The sequence below is a fragment of the Paractinoplanes toevensis genome (assembly GCF_018332695.1).
GTDB classification, from domain to species: Bacteria; Actinomycetota; Actinomycetes; order Mycobacteriales; family Micromonosporaceae; genus Actinoplanes; species Actinoplanes toevensis.
Genome location: NZ_BOQN01000022.1, coordinates 46,757 through 67,389 on the forward strand (window position 1 = coordinate 46,757; position 20,633 = coordinate 67,389).

At 69.2% G+C, this 20,633-nt stretch carries 21 protein-coding genes; 8 read left to right on the forward strand and 13 right to left on the reverse strand.

What is annotated here, in order from left to right:
* The first annotated feature begins 4 nt into the window (after positions 1 to 4).
* Complete coding sequence (locus tag Ato02nite_RS09015; protein WP_213005961.1) at positions 5 to 865, forward strand: helix-turn-helix transcriptional regulator; 861 nt, start codon at positions 5 to 7, stop codon at positions 863 to 865.
* A 62-nt stretch (positions 866 to 927) separates the two neighbouring features.
* Here the strand turns inward: Ato02nite_RS09015 and Ato02nite_RS09020 are convergent, their stop codons facing one another.
* From Ato02nite_RS09020 to Ato02nite_RS09030, 3 genes are all read right to left on the reverse strand, one after another.
* Entirely contained in the window at positions 928 to 2,466 is a 1,539-nt protein-coding gene (locus Ato02nite_RS09020) for a sensor histidine kinase (protein WP_213005962.1), read from the reverse strand.
* Between the two features lie 186 nt (positions 2,467 to 2,652).
* Positions 2,653 to 3,315: an SGNH hydrolase domain-containing protein gene (locus tag Ato02nite_RS09025; RefSeq protein WP_213005963.1), complete on the reverse strand. Its 663-nt coding sequence runs from the start codon at positions 3,313 to 3,315 to the stop codon at positions 2,653 to 2,655.
* Positions 3,316 to 3,337: 22 nt separating this feature from the next.
* On the reverse strand, positions 3,338 to 3,769 hold the full coding sequence (locus Ato02nite_RS09030) for a hypothetical protein (RefSeq protein ID WP_213005964.1): 432 nt from the start codon (positions 3,767 to 3,769) through the stop codon (positions 3,338 to 3,340).
* Positions 3,770 to 4,502: 733 nt separating this feature from the next.
* Between Ato02nite_RS09030 and Ato02nite_RS09035 the strand changes: the two genes are divergently transcribed.
* The 3 genes from Ato02nite_RS09035 (at position 4,503) to Ato02nite_RS09045 (ending at position 7,063) form a co-directional block, all read left to right on the forward strand.
* Positions 4,503 to 6,113, forward strand: coding sequence for a hypothetical protein (locus Ato02nite_RS09035; RefSeq protein WP_213005965.1), 1,611 nt, complete (start codon positions 4,503 to 4,505; stop codon positions 6,111 to 6,113).
* A gap of 128 nt (positions 6,114 to 6,241) precedes the next feature.
* The gene (locus tag Ato02nite_RS09040; protein ID WP_213005966.1) at positions 6,242 to 6,610 is read left to right on the forward strand and encodes a hypothetical protein; all 369 of its coding nucleotides are present in this window, start codon (positions 6,242 to 6,244) and stop codon (positions 6,608 to 6,610) included.
* On the forward strand, positions 6,611 to 7,063 hold the full coding sequence (locus Ato02nite_RS09045; RefSeq protein WP_213005967.1) for a sigma factor: 453 nt from the start codon (positions 6,611 to 6,613) through the stop codon (positions 7,061 to 7,063).
* Positions 7,064 to 7,246: 183 nt separating this feature from the next.
* Here Ato02nite_RS09045 and Ato02nite_RS09050 read toward each other — a convergent pair whose 3' ends face one another.
* Positions 7,247 to 8,068, reverse strand: a complete 822-nt coding sequence (locus tag Ato02nite_RS09050; RefSeq protein WP_246606385.1) for a PIG-L family deacetylase — start codon at positions 8,066 to 8,068, stop codon at positions 7,247 to 7,249.
* An 82-nt stretch (positions 8,069 to 8,150) separates the two neighbouring features.
* Complete coding sequence (gene bglS / locus Ato02nite_RS09055; protein WP_213005969.1) at positions 8,151 to 8,924, reverse strand: beta-glucanase; 774 nt, start codon at positions 8,922 to 8,924, stop codon at positions 8,151 to 8,153.
* Positions 8,925 to 9,269: 345 nt separating this feature from the next.
* Here bglS and Ato02nite_RS09060 point away from each other — a divergent pair, with 345 nt between their 5' ends.
* A complete protein-coding gene (locus Ato02nite_RS09060) occupies positions 9,270 to 10,205 on the forward strand; it encodes a glycoside hydrolase family 26 protein (protein WP_213005970.1) in 936 nt (311 codons plus the stop codon).
* A gap of 23 nt (positions 10,206 to 10,228) precedes the next feature.
* Here the strand turns inward: Ato02nite_RS09060 and Ato02nite_RS09065 are convergent, their stop codons facing one another.
* The 3 genes from Ato02nite_RS09065 to Ato02nite_RS52470 all read right to left on the reverse strand — a co-directional run bounded on the left by Ato02nite_RS09065 (position 10,229) and on the right by Ato02nite_RS52470 (position 11,702).
* Positions 10,229 to 11,242: a LacI family DNA-binding transcriptional regulator gene (locus Ato02nite_RS09065; RefSeq protein WP_213005971.1), complete on the reverse strand. Its 1,014-nt coding sequence runs from the start codon at positions 11,240 to 11,242 to the stop codon at positions 10,229 to 10,231.
* A gap of 174 nt (positions 11,243 to 11,416) precedes the next feature.
* A complete protein-coding gene (locus tag Ato02nite_RS09070) occupies positions 11,417 to 11,581 on the reverse strand; it encodes a hypothetical protein (protein ID WP_213005972.1) in 165 nt (54 codons plus the stop codon).
* Positions 11,574 to 11,702: a hypothetical protein gene (locus Ato02nite_RS52470; protein WP_281419710.1), complete on the reverse strand. Its 129-nt coding sequence runs from the start codon at positions 11,700 to 11,702 to the stop codon at positions 11,574 to 11,576. Before Ato02nite_RS52470 ends, Ato02nite_RS09070 begins: the two co-directional genes overlap by 8 nt.
* Positions 11,703 to 11,882: 180 nt before the next feature.
* On the opposite strand from Ato02nite_RS52470, the gene Ato02nite_RS09075 reads away from it, so the two are divergent.
* On the forward strand, positions 11,883 to 12,152 hold the full coding sequence (locus Ato02nite_RS09075; RefSeq protein WP_213005973.1) for a hypothetical protein: 270 nt from the start codon (positions 11,883 to 11,885) through the stop codon (positions 12,150 to 12,152).
* A 73-nt stretch (positions 12,153 to 12,225) separates the two neighbouring features.
* Positions 12,226 to 13,347: a hypothetical protein gene (locus tag Ato02nite_RS09080; RefSeq protein WP_213005974.1), complete on the forward strand. Its 1,122-nt coding sequence runs from the start codon at positions 12,226 to 12,228 to the stop codon at positions 13,345 to 13,347.
* Here the strand turns inward: Ato02nite_RS09080 and Ato02nite_RS09085 are convergent, their stop codons facing one another.
* From Ato02nite_RS09085 to Ato02nite_RS09100, 4 genes are read right to left on the reverse strand one after another with little or no spacing between them, the layout of a single operon-like run.
* Positions 13,348 to 15,270 (reverse strand): sensor histidine kinase, encoded by a 1,923-nt coding sequence (locus Ato02nite_RS09085; RefSeq protein WP_213005975.1) that lies wholly within the window; start codon positions 15,268 to 15,270, stop codon positions 13,348 to 13,350.
* The gene (locus tag Ato02nite_RS09090) at positions 15,267 to 16,505 is read right to left on the reverse strand and encodes a sensor histidine kinase (protein WP_213005976.1); all 1,239 of its coding nucleotides are present in this window, start codon (positions 16,503 to 16,505) and stop codon (positions 15,267 to 15,269) included. The genes Ato02nite_RS09085 and Ato02nite_RS09090 overlap by 4 nt, the downstream gene beginning before the upstream one ends.
* 40 nt (positions 16,506 to 16,545) lie before the next feature.
* Entirely contained in the window at positions 16,546 to 17,211 is a 666-nt protein-coding gene (locus tag Ato02nite_RS09095; RefSeq protein ID WP_213005977.1) for a response regulator transcription factor, read from the reverse strand.
* The gene (locus Ato02nite_RS09100; protein WP_213005978.1) at positions 17,202 to 17,792 is read right to left on the reverse strand and encodes a histidine kinase; all 591 of its coding nucleotides are present in this window, start codon (positions 17,790 to 17,792) and stop codon (positions 17,202 to 17,204) included. The genes Ato02nite_RS09095 and Ato02nite_RS09100 overlap by 10 nt, the downstream gene beginning before the upstream one ends.
* An 80-nt stretch (positions 17,793 to 17,872) precedes the next feature.
* Between Ato02nite_RS09100 and Ato02nite_RS09105 the strand changes: the two genes are divergently transcribed.
* A complete protein-coding gene (locus Ato02nite_RS09105) occupies positions 17,873 to 19,438 on the forward strand; it encodes an Hsp70 family protein (RefSeq protein ID WP_213005979.1) in 1,566 nt (521 codons plus the stop codon).
* Positions 19,439 to 19,510: 72 nt separating this feature from the next.
* Here the strand turns inward: Ato02nite_RS09105 and Ato02nite_RS09110 are convergent, their stop codons facing one another.
* Entirely contained in the window at positions 19,511 to 20,554 is a 1,044-nt protein-coding gene (locus Ato02nite_RS09110; protein WP_213005980.1) for an AraC family transcriptional regulator, read from the reverse strand.
* Positions 20,555 to 20,633 lie beyond the last annotated feature (79 nt).

Genomic DNA, 20,633 nt, shown 5'->3' on the forward strand with positions numbered 1-20,633 from the left:
AGCCATGGATCGGACATTCGACCGCTCGTCACTGGGGGCCTTCCTGCGCACCCGGCGTACCGCGCTGCAACCCGAGGACGTCGGGCTGCGCCGCGGGCAACGCCGTCGCGCTGCGGGCTTGCGCCGCGAGGAGGTGGCGGAGCTGTGCACCATGTCCGCCGACTACTTCGCCCGGCTGGAACGCGGCGACGGCCCGCAACCGTCCGAGCAGATGGTCGCCGCCATCGCCCGCGGCCTGCGCCTGACCCCGGACGAACGCGACCACCTGTTCCTGCTCGCCGGCTACCGCAGCACCCGCCGCGACCTGCGATCCCAGCACGTCAGCCCGGGGCTGATGCGGGTGATGGACGGCCTGACCGGCACCACCGCACAGATCATGGGCCCGCTGGGCGAAACGCTGCTGCAGACACCGTCGGCGGTGTCCCTGCTCGGCGACCAGACCAACTACACCGGCAACGCCCGCAGCGCGACCTACCGCTGGTTCACCGATCCGGCCGACCGGGAGCGATACCTGGCCGAGGACCACGACACCCACAGCCGGACCAACGTCGCGTTGCTGAGGTCGGCCGTCACCCGAGACGGCCCGGACTCCGACGCGGCGGACCTGGCCGACGAGCTGCGGCGCACCAACGAGGAATTCGCGGTTCTCTGGGAGCGCCACGAGGTGGGCCTGCGGTTCAGCGACACCAAACGCTTCGTCCACCCTCAGGTCGGCCGGCTCGACATCTACTGCCAGCTCCTGCTCGAACCGGACCAGGGGCAGTCGCTGCTCATCTTCACGGCCACCCCGGGCACCGACAGCCACGAGAAACTCGCGCTACTCACCGTGCTGGGCACGGACCAATTCGCCGCCGACATCGACTGACACCACCGGTCGGCGCGCTGCCCTCGGCATGCCCGGACCCTGCGATGCGACCCGAAGGTCACTCAGGATCGGTCAAGGGTCGGTGGACGAACGGTGCTCGCTGCCGAGACCTGGGCGGCCGCCGGCAGACCGAGCAGGAAGGTGGCCCCGCACGGCTGGTGCGGCCGGTAGGCGACGGTCAAACCACTGGCGGTGGCGAGCTGGTGCACGAGGTACAGGCCGAGGCCGGTACCGCTCTTGGTGGTCGCCACTCCCGAGTCCGCGCGGGCGAAGCGGTCGAACAGGTGGGCGACGAAATCTTCGGGTACGCCTTCGCCGTGGTCGCTGATCTCGATGCTGACGAGGCGGTCGCCGGCGGTGACCGCGATCTCGATCGGTGGCCGGCCGTACTTGGCGGCGTTCCCGATCAGGTTGCCGAGGATCAGCTGGAGGAATGCGGGGTCCGCGACCGCGGTGGTCGGCCCGGTGACCGTGACGTCGGGGGCAGGATCGAGGTCGGCGCCGACGGCCTTCTGCACGGCGACGCCTACGTCGACGAGTTCCGGGTACGCCTTGAGCGCGCCGCAGTCGAGCTGCGCGAGGGTGAGTATCTCGGTGACGAGCGCGTCGGCGCGGTGGCCGGCGGCGGTGATCCGGTACACGTACTCCCGCTGGGTCTTCTCGTCGATCTCCGGCCATTCCTCGAGCAGCGCTTCGGCGTGCAGGACTATCGAGGCCAGCGGCTGGCGCACGTCGTGCCCGAGCATGGCCACGAAGTCGCCCATCTGCCGGTTCGCCTCCTGCAGTTGGCGCCGGCCCCGACGGGTCCGCCCGACCGCGACGACCACGATCAACCCGGCAACGGCCGCGGTGAACACGGCCAACCGACTGGCGGTCTCGGCCGCGGCCACCGGGGAGAACACCGATTGCTCGCTGATCGCCCCGGCCAGCCGCCATTGCGTATGCGTGACCGGGCCGGTGGAGTAGTGCCACCACTGACCGTCCTCCCGGAACCGGCCTTCGCGATGCTCGCGCACGGCCGCGTACATCTCGCCGACATCGGCCTGGTTGGCCGCGATGGTCGTATCGGACTGGTCGATCAACCTCAGCCGTACCTCCTGCGGCGGCAGGGTCCCGGTCAGGTAGCCGGTCAGCGGGCTCCGGGCGGCCTCCACCGAGCCGGCGAAGACCCGCCGACCGGCCGGGGTGTCGAACGGCGCCGCAAAGTTGATCACCGAGATGCCGGCCACCGACGGAGTCACCGACGAGACCGCAGGTTCTCCCAGCCGTACGGCCTGGGCCAGGTGCGGGTACCGGCCGGTGAGGTCCGTGCCGACGGGCAGGCCGCCCGCCGGGAACACCCGCAGCACCCGTCCCCGGTCGTCGAGCAGAACGGCGGCCGGGAAGCCGAAACCCCGGACCACCCGGTCGAAGACGTCCTGCCGGACGGCCGGATCGCTCAGGAAAGCCGAAGCCTGTCGTTGCTGCAGTCCGATCAGCTCGTCGATATAGGCGGACACCATGTTCGCCACCAGCTGGACGCGGAAATCGAACCGCCGCGCCAGCCCGTCGTGGTTCGCCCGCTCGAGCCAGCCGAGCCCGGCCGCGGCGGTTGTCGTCAAGACGAGCCATACGACCAGTGGCAACGCGACCAGCTGCCACGCAGAACGGTTCAAATGGCGCGGAAGCCGCATATCTAGGAGCCTAGCGATGCCCGCCCTGCGACGGCTCAGATTCCCGCGCGGCCGGGATGATCAACCCGATTCCCTGATCGCCTTGATCGCCGCACCAGTGCTCACCAGGTGACCTCACCGGCCTGTCACCGATGCCACGAGCGCAAGCCGCAGGTACGGCATCAAGGTGTGGACGCACGTTCCGGTGAGGTGCGAGTCGTCCTGCCGCACCCGAACACCGCCGACGACCGCGTCGCATGTATCAGGGCCGCAAATGTGGTCATTGAGATCGACCGAGGTGACCTTCGGGGAGGCGATTCTCTTTACCGAGTCGACGGCCGGGTCGCGGTATTCCCAATCCGATCTCGGTGCTGAGCACGCCGCATAGTCGGTCGGGTGGGCTTCGAGGCAGCGGATCGGGTCGGCGTTCGGATACTTGGCAGGATCAGATTTGTCGCCGCCCGCGGGCGCCGGCGCATCATTTATCACCAGAGTCTTGATGCCGGCGTCCCGGAGAGTGGCGTAGGCGGCAGCATAAGCATCTACCGGTTGAAAACCGCCGATGTCAGTCGTGAACCAGCCCTTGAATCGGGACCGGTAGCCGAGGTTCGAGGTGACCACCAGGGTCGGCTTCATCCGGACGATCCTGCTCAGGACCTCTTGCTCCCAGTCGGCGCAACGGGCGAACTGGGACGTGAACATTCGCCGTGGCCACGCCGCGAACGGGCAGCCGGTGGCGTAGTAGGTGATGAGGTGCCAGTGTTCGGCCTCCGCGACTGCCGACAAGGCCTCGAGCATTGCAGGGCATGGGAGTTGCCCGTCAACACCACCGACACCGGTGACGACACATCTCCGGCATCGCACCGCGCTGCCAGGTCGACGATTTCGGAACATACTCCCCTTGCCGGGAACGACCACAGGTCGAACCAGGATCGAGTGCGGCGGCGCCGAAGCAGCCTTCCGCGCTCGCCACCTGCGCCACCAGTTGACGCTGGTAGCGGTCCTGACGGTGGTTCTCCACACCACTCCAAGTCGCGGCAACAGCAAGCACGACCGCCATCCCGGCCGCACCCATCGCGTACGTCGGCACGAGGCGACGCCACCACGCCACGGTGCGTACCGGATCCTCCAGATACCGCTTCGTCAGCGCCGCCAGCACCAGCGTGGCGACGATGATCGCCGCGTCGTCCTTCCAGCCCCGCGCCGAGTGCAGCGCCGCCGGCTCGATCACCAGCAGCGGCCAGTGCCGCATATGCCAGAGGCGCCCGGGCCCGCCCGCCCGGCCGCGTCGCCAGCATTCCCGCGATCACCGGAGCGGCGACGGCCAGCAGACCGCCGGCACCCAGCTCCCACACCCGGGTCGTGGACACGAAATACGCCGACGCCGGAGTAGTACGCGTGTAGGTGACCGACCACCACAGCGACACGCCGACCACGACCAGCAGACCCGGGAAATAGAGCCACCGCCGGTCCCGAAGCCGCCACCCCACCCAGGTCAACACCAGAATGAGTACCGGCCACAGGAGATAGAACTGCTCCTCGACCGCGAGTGACCAATAATGCTGCACCGGGGGGCCAGCTTCCCGGCTCCGAAATAGTCGACGGAATCACCGGCAAGCTGCCAGTTGATCCAATAGGTGGCGGCCGCCCGAATCTGACGAGCGGTATCCGACCATTGCGTTTCCGGCAGCCACCACCACGCCGCTACCGCGGTCGCCGTCAGGACGGCCAACGACGCCGGCAACAGCCGCCGCACCCGCCGCTACTCCCAAGATCAGCTTGCGAACTAAACAGTCAAGATCGATGCACCCTGCCAACCGGGTCGACTGCCGCCCGCTCGTCGCCATAATGCCATTTCGTCCCATTCCAAAAAGGACTACTCAAGCTTTTGCTGGGACTGGGAGCATGCGCCCGAATGGGGGATGCGGCCGGTCACTCCGAACGGCACTATGCCCTTCGATGATCTTGGCGAACGGGGAACGATAATGCGGTGGACTCGGCCACGGCGGTGGGCGGCAGGAGTCGGTGCGATCCTGCTGGCCGCGGGAGCGGTGGCGGTCGTGCAGCCCGCCGCGCAGGCGGCGACCACGATCCGGGTGGACAGCCTCACCCCGTACCAGCTGATCAAACCGGGACCGATCACGGTGAGCGGGACCACCACGGGGTCTCCCGCCGGGGAGACCGTGCGGATCACGCTGGACAACGACCCCACGATCACCGTTCCGGTGGTCAACGGACGCTTCTCCGGCATCCTGGACACCGGACCGCTGGCCGACGGTGTGTACACGATCTACGCCGACGTGCCGGACGGCAACGGCTACCAGTTCAGTGCGGGCACGATCGTCTACGTCGACGAGGTCCGCGACGACATCGTCGTGACCTCCCCCGCGCCCGGCTCGACCGTCACCTCCTTCACCGACGAAGGGCTGGTTATCACCGGGCGGGTGGCGCACCCGGACGTCGTGCCCGAGGTCACCCCGATCGTCGGCGACAAGAGCCTGTACTGGGACAACGCACGGGTCGCCGAGGACGGCACGTTCCGCTTCGTCGTGGACGGCCGGGACGTGGCGCAGGGTCCGCTGCGGATCGCCGTGCTCTCCTCGAACTGCAGCGACCGCACCACCTGCGGCGCGCTCGGCACCTCCGCGGTGACCGTCAAGGCCACCCCCACCGCCGTGGTCACCGCCCCCAAGGCCGGGCAGCTCTTCGGCTGGCCCACCTCTCAGGTGTCGCTCGGCCTGCAGGTGACCAATCCCGGCCCGGCCGACCAGGTCAGCGCGGTCATCGACGGCAAACTACAGGTCACCATGCAGTCGCCGCTCCAGCAGAGCCCCAACCGGAACCTGTACTGGACCCAGGTCTCCGTCAGCACTCCGCTCGGCCAGGGGCGGCACACCCTGCACCTGAACGCCAAGATCCGCGGCGCGACCGTGCCGGTCCCCGACACCACCTTCACCATCGACTTCGCACCGCCCACCATCCCGGTCGTCACGGCGCCGGGCACCGTCCTGGCCACCACCGCCACGGTGACCTGGTCGGCCACCGACGAAGCCGGACCGGTCACCTACGACGTACGGTGGCGCACCACCTCGGCCGTCCAGGCCACCAGCGGGTACGTCTACCCGGCGAACCTGAAGGCGACGACCGCCACCCGCTCGGCGGTGAGCCTGGCCGCCGGCAAGTCGTACTGCTTCTCGGCGCGCGCCCGCGACATCACCGCCAAGACCAACGACTGGTCCACCGAACACTGCACGCTCAGCCCCTTCGACGACCGCTGGCTCACCGTGTCGAAGGCCGGCAAACGCATCACATGGACCGGCTTCTACGCGAACACCGCCACCACCATCCCGGCCAAGGGCAACGCCGCACACACCGGCGTGACCGCCACCCGGGTCGGCATCGTCGCCCGCGCCTGCCCCACCTGCGGAAGCATCACCGTCACGCACGCCGGGGTGAAGCTCGGCACCGTCTCGCTCAAGGCGTCCAAGCCGGTCCGGACGGTGGTCTGGCTGCCCACCGGCAAGCAGCGCACCGGCACCCTGACCCTGACCGCACCGTCCGGCGCCACCCTCGACGCCGTGTACCTACGACGCTGAACAGTCAAGGGGACGCCGATGGTAACGGATCGGTAACGAAGCCCGTGGTGGTGTGCCGTGGCGGTGGACGGGGGCGTGGAAGTCTCGACAATGCCCCCGGCAAGAAGGACCCCAACATGCGAAAGCCCTTGCTCACGGCCATCGCCATCGGCGCCGTAGCCACCGGCCTGTGCGGAGCCCTGGCCACCGCCGCGATCGCCGCCACCGGTAACGAAACCGAGCCGGTGGCCGCTGCCGCACCCGTACAGGCTCAGCAGCGCGTGTCCCACAATGCCGTCACCCAGGCCAAGGCCGGGACGTCGGCGAACAAGGAACTGCTCCGGCTCGAGGCGAAGATCAAGACTGACGGGGTGTGGACCTCGGTACAGGTCGCCGAGATGAACCGACTCGTGAAGCAGTTGAAAGCGGACGGCAAGGCCACGCAGGAACAGCTCACCTGGCTCGCCCTGACGCCCGCCGAGAAGCTCGAAAACGCCGCCCCGGTGGGTCGTAACTGAGTGGAGCACCAGCACACCGGTGACCGGGAACAGCCGGACTTCGACGAGTTCTACCGGTCCGCGTACCCGCGGCTGGTCGGTCAGCTGTTCTCGGTCACCGGCAGTGTCGAGCAGGCCGAGGACGTCGTGCAGGAGGCGTTCATCCGGTCCCTGAGCCGCTGGGCCCGGCCGGGCCGGACCGTGTCGCTCGGCCTCCGCTGGGACGGCGGCGCCCCGCTGAGCCCGACGATGGCGCAACGAAAAGTGCAGCTGAACCCACCGGCCACAGCCCCCACCGCCGGCAGTCGCGACCTGACCACGACGACCGCCCTCGCCACCGGAACCTTCACCGCGAAGGCCACGATCCCCGCCGACGTCACGATCCGCACACCGACCCTGTGGGCACGCTGCCCGGCACCGGACACCACAAACCCGAAGACCCAGTCCGTCCCGATCCAGATCAACAACCCCTGAACAACCTCCTCGTACGCGAGACGAGAAGGTCCGCCATCGACGCCGGCGGACCGGGATACGTCGACGCCGGATCGGCCTCGACTTCGCGGAGATCGAGAAGGTCAAGGCGGGCAAGCGCGCCTTCGATGTGCTCGCCACCGGCAAGATCGCACTCTACGACCACGACGTGCAGGCGAAGGTGAGTCAGCCCGCCAATACGTCTCGTACGTCCAGGCCGGCGAAAAGGTCGTTCTCGGGAAGCGGCGCACCGGTCGTGTCGTGCACCCGGACGAAGGTCTCGGTTCCCATGAGCTGTGCGAAGCGGTCCTTGCCCAGGCTGAGGAAGAGCGCGCCGTCGCTCTGGCTGGCGTGTGCCGCCAGGGCGTCGTATTTCTGGTCGCTCGCGACGCTGGTGTCGACCCAGGTGGTGATCTGGTCGTCCGGAAGCCCGATCGGGGGAAGCTCGGAAACATCGGTCTCGTCCCACCCCACGCCCGCCTCCCGCATCAGCGCCGCGACGTCGCGCATCCACGAATCGGGAACCGTGCTCCAATACACCTTGGCCGGTCGGCCGGACAGCTCGACCGCGGCCATCGTGACGCGGTGGGTCTGGATGTGGTCGGGGTGACCGTAGCCGCCGTTCTCGTCGTAGGTGACGATGACGTCCGGGCGGTATCGGCGGATCAACTCCGCCAGCCGCTGCGCGGCCTCGGCCACCGGGGTGGACCAGAACGATCCCGGTGCCGTGTTGGCGGGCCAGCCCATCATCCCGGAGTCGTGATAGCCCAGCGTCTCGAGGTGGGTGACCTTCAGGACAGCGCAGCTGGCGGCCAATTCCTGCCGGCGCGTGGCCACGACCGCCTCGGGGTTGTGGCCGGCCTCCCCCGGTTTGACGCCGGCCGGGCCGTCTCCGCAGCGGCCGTCGGTGCAGGTCACGACAACGGTGGTCACGCCCTCGGCCGCATAGCGGGCCAGCACGCCGCCGGTGCTGGTGGCCTCGTCATCCGGGTGCGCGTGTACTGCCATCAGGGTCAAGCCACCGTTGTTCACCTCGCCACCCTAGATCGCGGCAGTGGTCCTCGGCGGCGACTACCGGGGTGGCTGTGCCTCAGTACCTGGTGTATTTGGCCCAGTCGTAGGTGGCGGTCAGTTTCGTACCCGGGTAGGTGAAGGGCTTCAGCCAGCCGTCCACGCCGATGCCGGGCCAGAGGTTCATCATGATGCGTTGCGGGTGAGTGGGAAGCGGCCCGCGCGAGCCGTTCTCCTGGTGGACGAGCACTCCGTCGACGAACCAGTTGATGGTGCCGCGGTTCCACCACTCGAAGGCGTAGTTGTGATAGCCGGCCGAGGCGTCGAATCCCAGGTTGATGACGGTCTCGTGGCCGCCGACGCCGTTGGTGAAGTAGTTGAGTTGCACCTGGGTGGTGTTCTTGCCGAGGATCTCCACGTCGATCTCGTCCCAGGGCTGGCCGTCGCTGGGGCCGGTGTAGGTGAAGAAGGACGTCACGGTGCCGGGGTTCTTGACGGCCTTCAGTCGCGCCTCGAAGCGGCCGTACGAGTACAGGTCGGTGGTGCGATATTCGCCGGCGGCGTACGGCTTGCCGGAGCAGCCGCCCGGGCACGACTGGGTGTCCAGGTTGAGGCCCGCGACGCCGCCGTTGATCCAGACGTGGTCAGCGCGCCAGCCGGCGTTGAACATGCTGCCGTTGCTGTAACCGTCGGCCTTGTACCAACGGCTGGTGTCGAAGGCGTTGAAGTTGTCGACGAAGCTGGGGCCGATGGCAGCCTCGGCCGGCACGACACCGGTCGCTGTCACGGCCACGACCGCGCCGAGGATGGCGGCACCCAACGCTTCGAGGGCGCGAGCTCGCGTGATGAGCATTGAGGTCTCCAGTTCCCTCGGGATTAGACCATAAATTGGAAGCGCTTCCGGCCTATATCCATCGATAGATGTGACGAGTCTGTGACGCACAAGTTGCCGCTGTCAAGGTTCTCTGTCCCGTTCATGACGGCTTTCGAAACCTGGTCTTTACATCGACGAGCGTCGGAAGTACCTTTTGGCCGGAAGCGCTTCCAAACGTGCGAGAGCGCTCTCACTCCCCTATTTGGAGGGTCTATGCGGAGGCGAACACTGCTGGGCGCGGCTGCGGCAGCGGCGACGGTAGCGATGTCCGATGCCGGCGCCGCGAGCGCACACGGTCGATCGGATCCGACTCGCTATCTGGGTGTGTTCCGGGAAGGATCTCCCACCACCATCGCCACCGATGTCGAGAACCTCTACGACGTCACCCCCGCGAGCGTGATGTGGTTCGACAGTTGGGCGAGTGGCTTGGCCTTCCCGGTGCACGAGGCCAAGGAGCTGTGGCGGCACGGCGTCATGCCGCACTACACCTGGGAGCCGTGGAACACCGCCCTCGGCCCGAACGACCCCGGTCAGATCCACCTGCGGGACATCATCGACGGCACGTGGGACGCCTACATCAGGGCCCGAGCCGGAGAGTTCGCCGCCGTGCGGCTGCCGATCCTGGTCCGCTGGGGACACGAGTTCAACGGCAACTGGTATCCGTGGGGGATCGCGAACAACAACGCCGACCCTTCGCTGTACGTGCGGGCGTACCGGCACGTCCACGACCTCACCGTGGCCGCCGGCGCGCGAAACGTGCAATGGGTGTGGGCGTACAACAACGGGTCCTCACCGGACGAGGCCTACAACGACCCGGCCGTCGCCTATCCCGGCGACAAATACGTCGACTGGGTCGGTATCGACGGCTACAACTGGGGCTTCGGCCCGTCGTGGGACCCGGCCGGCGACCATTGGGCGAGCTTCGACGCGACCTTCGCCACCGCGTACGCCAAGGCGCGCGCCGTCGCGCCGCGCCGGCCCGTGATGCTCGGCGAGTTCGCGTCCAGCGAGGACGGCGGCGACAAGGCCCAGTGGTTCAGGGACATGACCGCGACGCTGCGCTCGGGCGCGTACCCCGACCTCAAGCTGCTCACCTACTTCGACCTGACCAAGGAAGAGGCGTGGTCGCCGAACTCGTCGCCGGCCGCGCTGGCCGCCTTCACCTCGTGGGTGCGGACGAGGTCCATGAGAGGGTGCGGCGCGGACCTCGCCCGCGTCGCCGCGAACTACGCCCGTTCCCGGCCGGCGGCGTCGCTCTGAGCGGGCGGGTCCGGCCGGTGTCGTCAGGCCGAGTCCCGCACGACCACGTTGGTGGGCAGGATGAACGGTTCGGGCCGCTCGCCGTTGAGCAGTTCGATCAGCATGCGCGTGGCCTCGCGACCCAGCGCCTGCACCGGCTGACGAATCGTGGTGAGCTTCGGATCGGTGTGCATCGCGATGGGCAGGTCGTCGAAACCCATCACCGCCACGTCACCGGGCACCGACCGGCCCGCATCGCGTAACACTCGCAGGGCCCCGGCCGCCATGTTGTCGTTCGCGGCGATCACGGCGTCCAGGTCCGGGTGCGAGCTCAGCAACGCGCGCATCGCGGCGGCGCCGCCGATCTCCATGAAGTCGCCGGGCTCGGTGGCGTACGGCGCGAGCCCGGCCAGCGTCAGCGCCTCGGCATAGCCGCGCCGGCGCTCCCGGCCCACCGCGGTGTCGTCCGGTCCGGTAATCATGGCGATGCGGCGGCGACCACCGCGCAGCAGATGTTCGGTGGCCGCACGCGCCCCGCCCGCGTTGTCCACCTCGACGTAGAAGGGCGGCGTTTCCCGCATCGGCAGCCCGATGAAAACGGTGGGCAGTCCCGACCGCGTCGCGATGTCGATCAGCGGATCGTCGCCGCGCAGTGCTACCAGCATCACCCCGTCGGCACCCCGCGTCTGCAGGAAGGTCTCCAGCCGCTGCTGGCCGTGACCGGTAGTGGCCAGACTCAGCACCAGGTGCAGGTCGGTCTTCTCCAACGCGGTGCAGGCACCGACGATGATCTGCCCGAAGAACGGATCGGCGAACACGCCCGGTCCATCGCCGGAGACCGCCAGCACCACCACACCCGTCTGACGGGTCGCCAGCGTCCGCGCAGCCCGATTCGGCGTATACCCGAGCTCACGGATCGCCTTCTGGACCGCGTCCCGCTTGGCGCGGCTGACGTGCGGGCCGTTGTTGATCACCCGGGATGCCACCGTACGGGACACCTTCGCGCGCGCGGCGACCTCGTCGAGCGTCGGCGGCCGGGACGAGGCCGTTGACGACATGTGCAGCCCTTCCGCTCGAACCGATCGCCGGGCAAGGCGGGTGCCCGGTCGACCTAGCCCAGCGATACTAGGCTAGCCGCGTGCGCGCCGCCCCAGGCGTGCAGACCGAACTCTGGAACGAGACCCAGCGCCTGCTCGAACCCGAGGTCGGGTGACCGAACTCCCGGCCGCTGGTCAGCGGAGCATCAGGGTGCCGCCATCGACGGCGAACACACCTGGCCGGTCAGGAAACGGGCGCCGTCGGAGGCCACCGCCCGTACCGGATCCGGAGCTGGCCCAGGCGGGGCCGGTCCACCCGCCGTAGTCGTCGAAGATCAGCGCGCGCATGGGCTCACGCATACCTCAACCCGCCGTCGATCGCCGACGTCGCGGGCGCGCAGATGTTCGCGACAGCTGCGGTGGGACGCGAGGTGATCTTCATGGACTCGTCGGCGTCCGGCTTCGGTCTGGCGTACGCCACGGGAGCCAAGTTCTGCCGGTGAGATCACCAACCGCCCTCCCCCTTTCGAGGTAGGGAGGACCCCACCTCGGCGTGAGGGGTTGGCCACCTGGCCTTCGGGGGTTTGCTCTGTCGTTGGCGTAGGCGACGGACCGGCAGCATCGTCCCAGTCAGAACGCCCCCGATATTTAGGACAATGACATGAGCATGTGGCACAGCGCCCACCGCGGCGGCAACGACTGCTTCGATCCCGGCCGCGAGCGGTTCGTCGGCTGGGGGCGCGGACACGAGCCGCACCACAACGGCGGCTGGGGCAATCAAGGTTGCGACGAGGGCGGTCGCTGGGGCGGCGTCCAGGACTGCGACGACGGCGGCCGCTGGGGCGGCATCCAGGGCGGCCTCCAGGACTGCCACGACGGCGGTCGCGGTTTGATCAGTTTCGACCACAACTCGTTCCTGGTCTGCCACTGACGACGGGCACGGGTAGCCGCCGGCTTCGGCCGGCGGCTACCGAGCCGCCGACCCGTATCTGATGGAGGTCACGATGACCGTGACGAAGGACCTGGTGGTCCGGGACGACCTGCGGGAAGTTGTCGACCTGGTGTTGCGCGGGGCCGAGGCCAACGCCCGGCACGATCTCGTACGCCGGATGCGCGTGGCCGCGGACGAGGTGGCTGCCGCGCGCCCGGCCGAGCCCATCGCCGAAGCGGTGGTAGGCGCCCTGCAGTCGTTGGAGGTCGACCTTCGTATCCGCCGGGCCGCCTTGGCCGACCCCGGCCGCGCGGCCCGGCTGGCCGCCGAGGCACGGCACGCCGAGGTACGCCTGCGAGAGTTTCAGGAGCGCACCGTCCGGTGGCCGCGAGTGCTCGGCGATGCCTTGGCGGCGACCGATTCGGACATCGAGTTCGCCGTTCACAACTGGCTGCGCGCCCTGCTCGATGAGGGCACCGTGGCGATCGAAACGCAGGGGCTGACGGGCGACGATCTCGATCGCTGGCTGCGAAAGCGCCTGGTGGCCGAGACCGAGGCGGTGCATCGCGCGTTGCGCCTGGCGGCGCGCGGGATCGGTGAGCGGGTTGCCTCCTCGATCGGGCTGAGCGAGCCGGTGCCGCCGGTTTCCCTTGACCTGGAGCCGCCGGCCGAACTGGTGGCCTACATCCACCGCGGTCCGCGGGCCCTGTCCGATCAACAGGCCCTGGCTACCCGGCTGGTCGGTGTTGTCATGCCGACCTACAGCGGCGTCATGCTCGCCCTCTTCCTCCCTCGGCTTCTCGGTATCGAGATGTCGCTGTGGCCGACCGTGATCGGAGCAGCGGCCGGCGCGGTGGGTATGGGCGGGGCCGCCGTGGCCGGGGAGAGGCAACGGCAACGCAGCCGGCGCAATGTGGAGAGCGCCAGTGAGCTGCGGTCGCTGATCGACGCATTCCGGATGGCCGTCAGCAAGCGGGTGCGCGACGGTGTTCGCGCCATCGAGCAGCAAATGCATGCCGGCCTGAACGAGGTGGTGACGAACGAGTCCCGCCGGCTGTCCGGGATGGCCGATGCGGCACGGCGCGCGGCCGGCGAGAGCGAACGGCTGCAGGAGGCCTTGGCCGAGATCGAGTTGGACCTCGCCTCCGTGCATGAGCTGCGGCAGCGTGCTCAGCGGTTCAGTTGGGCCGGCTGACTACCGCGCGCACCGGGTGACCGGCACCCAGCCGTCGACTCGCGTGCCGGCGGCTGGATCCGAGCGCACCTCGACCATGCCGCCCAGGGCCCTGACCCGAGCCGTCATGTTCTGCAGACCTCGGCCCGGGACGTCGGTGTTCGCGGCCATGTCCCAGCCCGGGCCGTCGTCGTGCACACCGAACTCCAGGCGGTCGTCGCCGCGGTTGAGGATGAGTCGGATCGGCGCGCCGGGCGCGTACCTGCGGGCATTGTTCACCGCTTCGAGGCAGCAGAACCAGACGGCCGTCTCGATCGCGGCCGGGAATCGCCGGCCGGCCGGCATACCGACGGGAGTGACGCTCAGGCCCAGTTCGGCCTCCAGCGCCTCGACCAGCCCGAACTGTGCGAGCCGGGGTGGGGTCACGCCCGTCGCCGTACGCATCAGGATGGACTCCGCCTCGTCGAGGCGGGCCGTGAGCCGGTCGAGGTGGGCCTCGGCCGCCTCGGTGCCGGTGCTGACCCGGTGCTCAGCCAGGCCGATCGCCAGTCGCAGCGAGACCAGGTGGTGCTGGGCGCCGTCGTGCAGGTCCCGTTCGATGCGGCGACGTTCGGCATCCATCTCGGCCACCAGCCGCTGGCGCGAGCGAGCAATTTCCGCCGAGTGCGCCCGGACGGCCCGCAGTTGGCGTTCCAGTTCGACCCGCAGGCGGTACGCCTCGAGCACCGTGCCGAGGCTGTCGGCCACGTCAGCCACCAGCCGGGAACGGTAGGTATCCGGCCCCATCGTGGCCGAGCGGTCCACCGTGATCGAGCCAAGCCGTTCGCCACCGCGGGTGATGGGCAGGGTGACCAGGGCTTCGTCCTCGCTCGCACCGGGGCGGGTCCAGGCGTACGTGCGTTCGGACAGCCCGGGTCGCACCACGCTCAGCCGGCACACGTGCGCTCCCAGGCCGCGCCCGACCGCCTCGGTCACGCGGGTCAGATCGGTGGCGTCCAGGGGGCTCGTCCGCGTCATCGCGCCGATGCGCGCCAGCACGCTGTAGGGCGTCGGCCGACGCCCGTAGAGCAGGCGGTTCAGACGACGCTCGACGCGAACATGGACAGGACGCAGGAGTACGGCCACCGGCACCGCCGCGACCGGGGCGGACACCACCGTGTGCAGGACCACGAACAGGCCACCCATCAGAACGGTGACCAGAGCAACGACCAGGACCGTGCCGAGCCGGCGTTGGACGGCCTGCAATGACGCGCGCCGGCTCGCGGTGATCGCGACCGTGACCGGTACGAGATGGCTGAACCAGACCAGCGGCGCCGGATCCCGTACGGCCGGGAAGGGGACGAAGACCAGCAGCAGCACCGCCATGATCACGGCCGCGCTGACCAGGATGCCGAAGAGCAGGCGGATCCGTGCACGCTCGATCGCCGTCAGGTCGTCACGTCCCCGGTGCCGCAGGAACACCAGGGCCAGGGCCGGCAGCACCGCACCGAAGAGCGCGACCTGGCTCAGCGTCGGCGGGAACGCCGCTGCGACGGCCGCACCGAGCGCGGCGATCGCCCCGACCGTCACCACGATCTCGTCGCGGCCGGGGCCGCGTGGTCCACCGGTCGGTGGGTAGGACAACAGCGCGCAGGCGAAGGCGCCCAGGGAAACCGCCGGGAGAATGAAGTCACCGGTGATCACCGGGCCGAGGTCTGATCCGGCGCCGGCCAGCAGGGCGAGAGCGAACGGCCGCATCGAGCGATCCCGGTGCCCGGAGATCAGGATCGCGGCGCCGAGGACGAGTGTGAGCAGCCCGCAGCCGAGCTTCGTCATGGTCCCGGCGCCGGGATGGTCGTGACCCGAGGCGAGCAGGAAAATCTCGATCAGGAGACGGCCGAACGCCAGCAACCCACAGATCAAGCCCATGCTTCCGTACGCGACACGGAGAACACGCGAAGTCACGGCAGCGACTCCCTCGCCGTGTCCGGCCGATCGGGCAGCCAGGCATACAGGCGCAGCCCGCCTCGTTTCCCGTCGGCACACTCGACCGCACCGCCCAAAGCCGTAAGCCTTTCGACGTCGTCGACCAGGGCGGCGCGCATCTGTTCCGCGGTCACCGGCGGCGACGGGTCCTCGATGAGGATCCGCACCCGGGTGTTGCCGTGGGTCACCCGCACCCGGATCTCCCCGGCGGCCGGCTGCGCGGCGAGCACCTCCAGAGCGGCCGCTGTCACCTGGTACGCGGCCGACTCGACCGCCCACCCCGCCCGCGCGTGGAGATCGCCGGTGAGCCGGACCGGCCGGTCCAGGTCGGCCACCAGTTCCTCGAGTGCCGCGGCCGGTCCCTGACCGCGCAGCACGGTGGGATAGACGCCGCGGGCGATGACCCGGAACCGATCGATCAACTGGTCCAACTCCGCGCGGGCCAGCCTGAGGGCGGGCCCGGCGCCGTGACCGCCGAGGGTGGCCCGGGCCGCGGTCAGGTGCGTGCGCAGGGCGTCCAGACGTCCGGAGGTGGCGCGAGACAACTGGGTCAGCAGCCGGCGCCGCTCCACCTCGCGCGCCCGGCCGAGCCGGCGCCGGAAATCATGCAACTCCCGCACCAGCCGGTCGGCCCGGCGTACGTGTTCGGTCAGTTCATTGTTGAGAGTGGCCCTCCGCAGCAGCAGTGCGGTGCCGTGGGCGATGTCGTTCAGCAGCATTCGGTCCTGCGCCGTGACCGGTGACTCGGGCTTCTCGATCGCCAGCACAGCACGCAGTTCGCCCGCGTCCAGCAGCGGTACGGCGTGTGCGATCCCCGGGCGGGACAGCAGCGCCGGCAGACTCGCCGTGCTCTCCGGGCGGCCGGACCGACCGATGGGATACGAAGCGATGACGGCCGGCCGATCGCCGTCGGCCAGCCAGATGGTAGACCGCTGGGCCCCGGTGCCGTCGGCAAGAGCCTTGGCCAACCCGGGCAGGGCCTCGCGCAGCGACGGTGACCGCAGATGACGAACCGCCTCCGCCAACGCCGAATACGGGGTGACCACGCGGCGCCGGGTGATCCGCTCCGCAGCCGTGACGACGGCTTTACGCAGCCGGGTGAGCAGAACGGTCGCGCCGGCGATCACCGCGAACGGCAACACGAGAGCGACCGGGCGGCTCGCCCCGGCCCAGCCGGCCACCGCGGCGGTGGCCACCAGCAGAAGAAACGTCACGCCGGCCGGCAGAATCGTCCGCACGAGCCTGGTGACCGGATCAGCCAATTTCCTGTGCTGACCTCAGGAAAGTCAATACGGCCAGCACGCGTCGGTGTTGCTCGGCGGCGTCCGACGGCAGCCCGAGCTTCAGGAAGATGCTGGAGATGTGTTTCTCGATGCTCTTGGCCGCCACGAACAGCAGATTGGCGATGCCCGCGTTGGAGCGGCCCTCGGACATCAGTCGCAGCACGTCCATCTCGCGTTCCGACAGGGTAGCCAGCATGTCGCGCCGGCTGCTGCTCGGCCGTTCGACCAGCCGCTGAGCCAGCACCGGCTCGATGACGATCTCGCCGTCGCGAATGCGGGTGAGGGTGTCGCTGAGAACTTCGACGCTGCCCACCTTCTCCTTCAAGCGGTACCCGATCGCCTCGGTGCCGATGTGCAGCACGCGCAGCAGATAGTGGGTCTCGGCATAGTGTGAGAGAAACAGCAGGCCCAGTTCCGGGTGATCGGCCCGCAGCCGCTCGGCTGTGGACAGGCCACCGTCGGGTTCGGGCGGCATCTTGATGTCGAGAATGGCCACGTCGGCCGGCTCGGTCGTCAGCAGCTCGACCAGGGTGTCTCCGTCCGCGGTGCAGCCGACGACCTCATGCCCGGCCGCCTCGAGCAGCAACACCAGGCCATTGCGGAACAACGCCCCGTCGTCCGCCAGCGCTACTCGCACGGAATCCTCACTTTGATTGTTCCGATCAGGCCGCCGCGGACCTCGGCCACACCGCCTACCCATTGGACTCGGTCGCGGACGGCGCCGATCTGGCCAGTATCGACATTGCCGACGTCCAGCGCCAACCCGTCGGCGTCCCGGCGGATGACGACGTCCACCGTTCGAGTGGCGGGCTGCAGCGCGGCGAGAACCGCGAGAACGGCGAAATAGGCCACTCCCTCCACCGCCGGGTCGAAGCGGCCGCCGTCGGCGTCGACCCGTAGCGAGGCGTTGCTCGCCAGCTCGCGCAGGGCCGGTCCGAGACCGGCTTCATGCAGCAGCGGCGGATAGATCCGATCGGCGACCGCGCGCAGTTCCTGCTGGATGAGGTGCAGCTGGTTCTGCAGTTCTTCGATGTCGTGCGGCAGACCGCCGACGTCACAGCGCGCTTTCTGGGCGAGCAGACCGAGGCGCAGCGCCAGGGCCGCGATCCGCAGGGCCGGGCCGTCGTGCAGCTGACGCTCGAGATCACGGCGCCGACTCCAGTGCTCGTCCGCCCGGCGCCGGGCGGAGTGAGCGGCGTTGTACGTGTCGAGCGTCATGACGTCATTCTCCGGTGGTAGGCCGTTGTCGTCAGTGGGGCCAGCCCTACCAGTGGGAAGGTTCCTTGGGGAGGAAGGCTGTGGGCTACGACCTCGGCGTCGATCTGGGTACCACCTTCGTGGCGGCCGCGATCGCGCGCGGCGGCCACGTGGAGATGTGCGCGCTGAGTAACCGAGCGGCGGTCGCTCCAGCGGTCGTGTGCCTGGACCACGACTCGAAGCTGATCTTCGGCGAGGCCGCCGAGCGGCGCGCGCTGAGCGATCCCAGCCGGGTCGAGCGCTGGTTCAAGCGGCGACTGGGTGATCCGACCCCGGTGGTCCTCGGCGGGGTCGCGCACCAGGTGACCGAGCTGATGGCCGAGCAGTTGCGCGACGTGCTCGACACCGTCACCAGGGAGGAGGGCGGGCCACCGGACCGGGTCGCGCTGACCCACCCGGCCGGCTGGGGCCCGTACCGGCGGGAGCTCTTCGAGGAGATCCCACGGCTGGCCGGCCTGCGCGACTACGTGGTGCTGACCGAACCGGAGGCCGCCGCCACCTACTACGGTGCGAACCACCCCCTGGCCGACGGCGGCACCTTCGCGGTGTACGACCTGGGCGGCGGCACCTTCGACGCCACCGTGCTGCACAAGCGCAACGGCGTGGTCGAGGTGGTGGGCGAGCCGGAGGGGATCGAACGCCTGGGCGGAACCGACTTCGACGAAGCGATCATCCAGTGGATCAACCACCGGCACGGCGGAGCGCTGGCCGAGCTCGACCTGTTCGAACCCGAGTCGGTGGCGGCCCTGGCAAGGTTGCGGCAGGAGTGCGTCCGGGCCAAGGAAACGCTGTCGGTCGACACCGAGACGAGCATTCCCGTCCGGCTGTTCAACCGTCAGTTCTTCGCCCAGCTCTCCCGCCACACCCTGGAGTCCATGATCCGTGCCCCGATCGAGTCGACGATCGGCGCCCTGGTCCGCGCGGTGCACACGGCCCGGGTAGAGGTGGACGAACTCTCTGCGATCCTGCTGGTCGGCGGCTCGTCCCGCATCCCGCTGATCGGGCAGATGATCACCGAGGAGTCAGGCCGCCCGGTCCTGACCGACGCCCACCCGAAATACGCGGTGGCACTAGGCGCGGCAGCGGTAGCGGCGACAGGTGTTCGGCCGGCCATCGCCGCCGGTGGTGTCCTGGTCGCGAGCGCTGGCTCGGAGAAAGCCGCAGCCACGCCGACCGGGCACGCACGACCGCAGTCGCCGGCCCTTCGAGGCGTCTCCCGCCCGGCACCCCCCGGTCGGATCTCCGAGAAAGCCCCACCCCCGCGCCGAGGTGGCCGATGGAAAATGGCAGCGGCCGTCCTGGCCCTCCTGGTCCTGGTCGGCGTCCTGGCCCTACTACTGACCGGATACGCCACCCGGCAGACACCGGCGAAGAACAGCCAGAGGTCCGCGGCAGCCACCGTCCCTCGATTCGGACGTCGCTGTCGCGGTATCGGCCGGCATCGTGCTCGGCGCTCGACTGGATTTCAGACGTTGGCCTTGGGAACGAAGCGGCACCGCCAGCCCTCGCCCGGCTCGAACGACCGGACGATTGAGTGCCCGTCCGTCTGGGCGTGCCGCCTTCGGCACATCCGCAACAAGCGCTCCAGCCCGCGGCTCCCCCGGTAGCGGTCTGGACCTCGGCCTCGCGGTGGCTGTCACGCTGAAGCCCCGTCGCCGTTGGTGGACGGGCCGGCGAGTTCAGGTCATGGTTGTCGTCGCGGTACGTTCTGGGATGACTCGTGGGCCGGTGGCGGCGTTGAGTGTTTGGGACGGTGACACGCCGAACCGCGCACGGTAGGCGCCCGCGAAACGCCCGAGATGACGGAATCCCCAGCGGTGTGCGACGTCTACCACCGTCACCTGGTCGGGGTCCGCCTGCCGAAGCTCCTCGTGGGCGCGGTCAAGGCGGACTTGACGCAGGTACGCGGTCGGCGAAATGCCGACGTATCGCTGGAAGCCGGCCTGCAGTGACCGTTCGCTGACGCGGGTGATGTCGGCGAGTTTGGCGATGGTGATCGGCTGCTCGGGCTGGCTGTGCAGGACGTCGATCGCCTGTCGTATCGCGCGGGGTGCCGGGTAGGGCCCGCCGGTCGTGGTCAACCGGTCTCGATAAGGGTGGTCGCTGGCCAGCAGCAGGCCGCGCAGAAGCATCTCCTGAACGGGCTCGGCGAGCAGCGGGTTCTGCGCCAGGCCGCGGTTCTCGTCGAGAGCGTCCGCGGCGAACACCCGGACCATGTTGGTCCAGGTGCGGCCCGGCCCCTGGGACAGGTCCAGCCGGCGGCCGAGCGGAATCGGGGAGCCGACGGGGGTGTCGAGCATGCGGGCCAGCTGCGTCTCGAGGGCTTCGCGGTCGATCTTGACAGCTAATAATCGGCAGTCACCGGTCAACCGGTGCAGAACCGTGTCGCCGGCCGGCTGGAACACCGCTGCGCTGGTGGCGGTGGCCACCCGGGGTTCGTCCCGGCCCTGCTGCCAATCGAGCCGGCCGGACAGGAGCACGTCGACGTGGTACGCGCCCAGCTCGGACAGCCTCAGTTTGAGGTCCGTGCCGAAGCGCATGTCACCGATGGTGACCGGGCCGATCTGGGTGACCCGGAGCTCGGTGTCAAGGCTCCTGGACGGTTCCAGCATGTCGATGAAATTGGAGTAGAAGTGCCGGGCGAGCACCAACCGCGTCTCATCCAGGTCGGCGCTGCGCAGTGTGACCGCCCGGTCCCCTCCATCACTATCATTCCGGGGCAAATGCCATCACCTCACCCTCACTCTAATCGGTACCAGGAGGGGTGGTCTCCTTCCCCGCGGGTGTGGCTGCCAGCTCGGC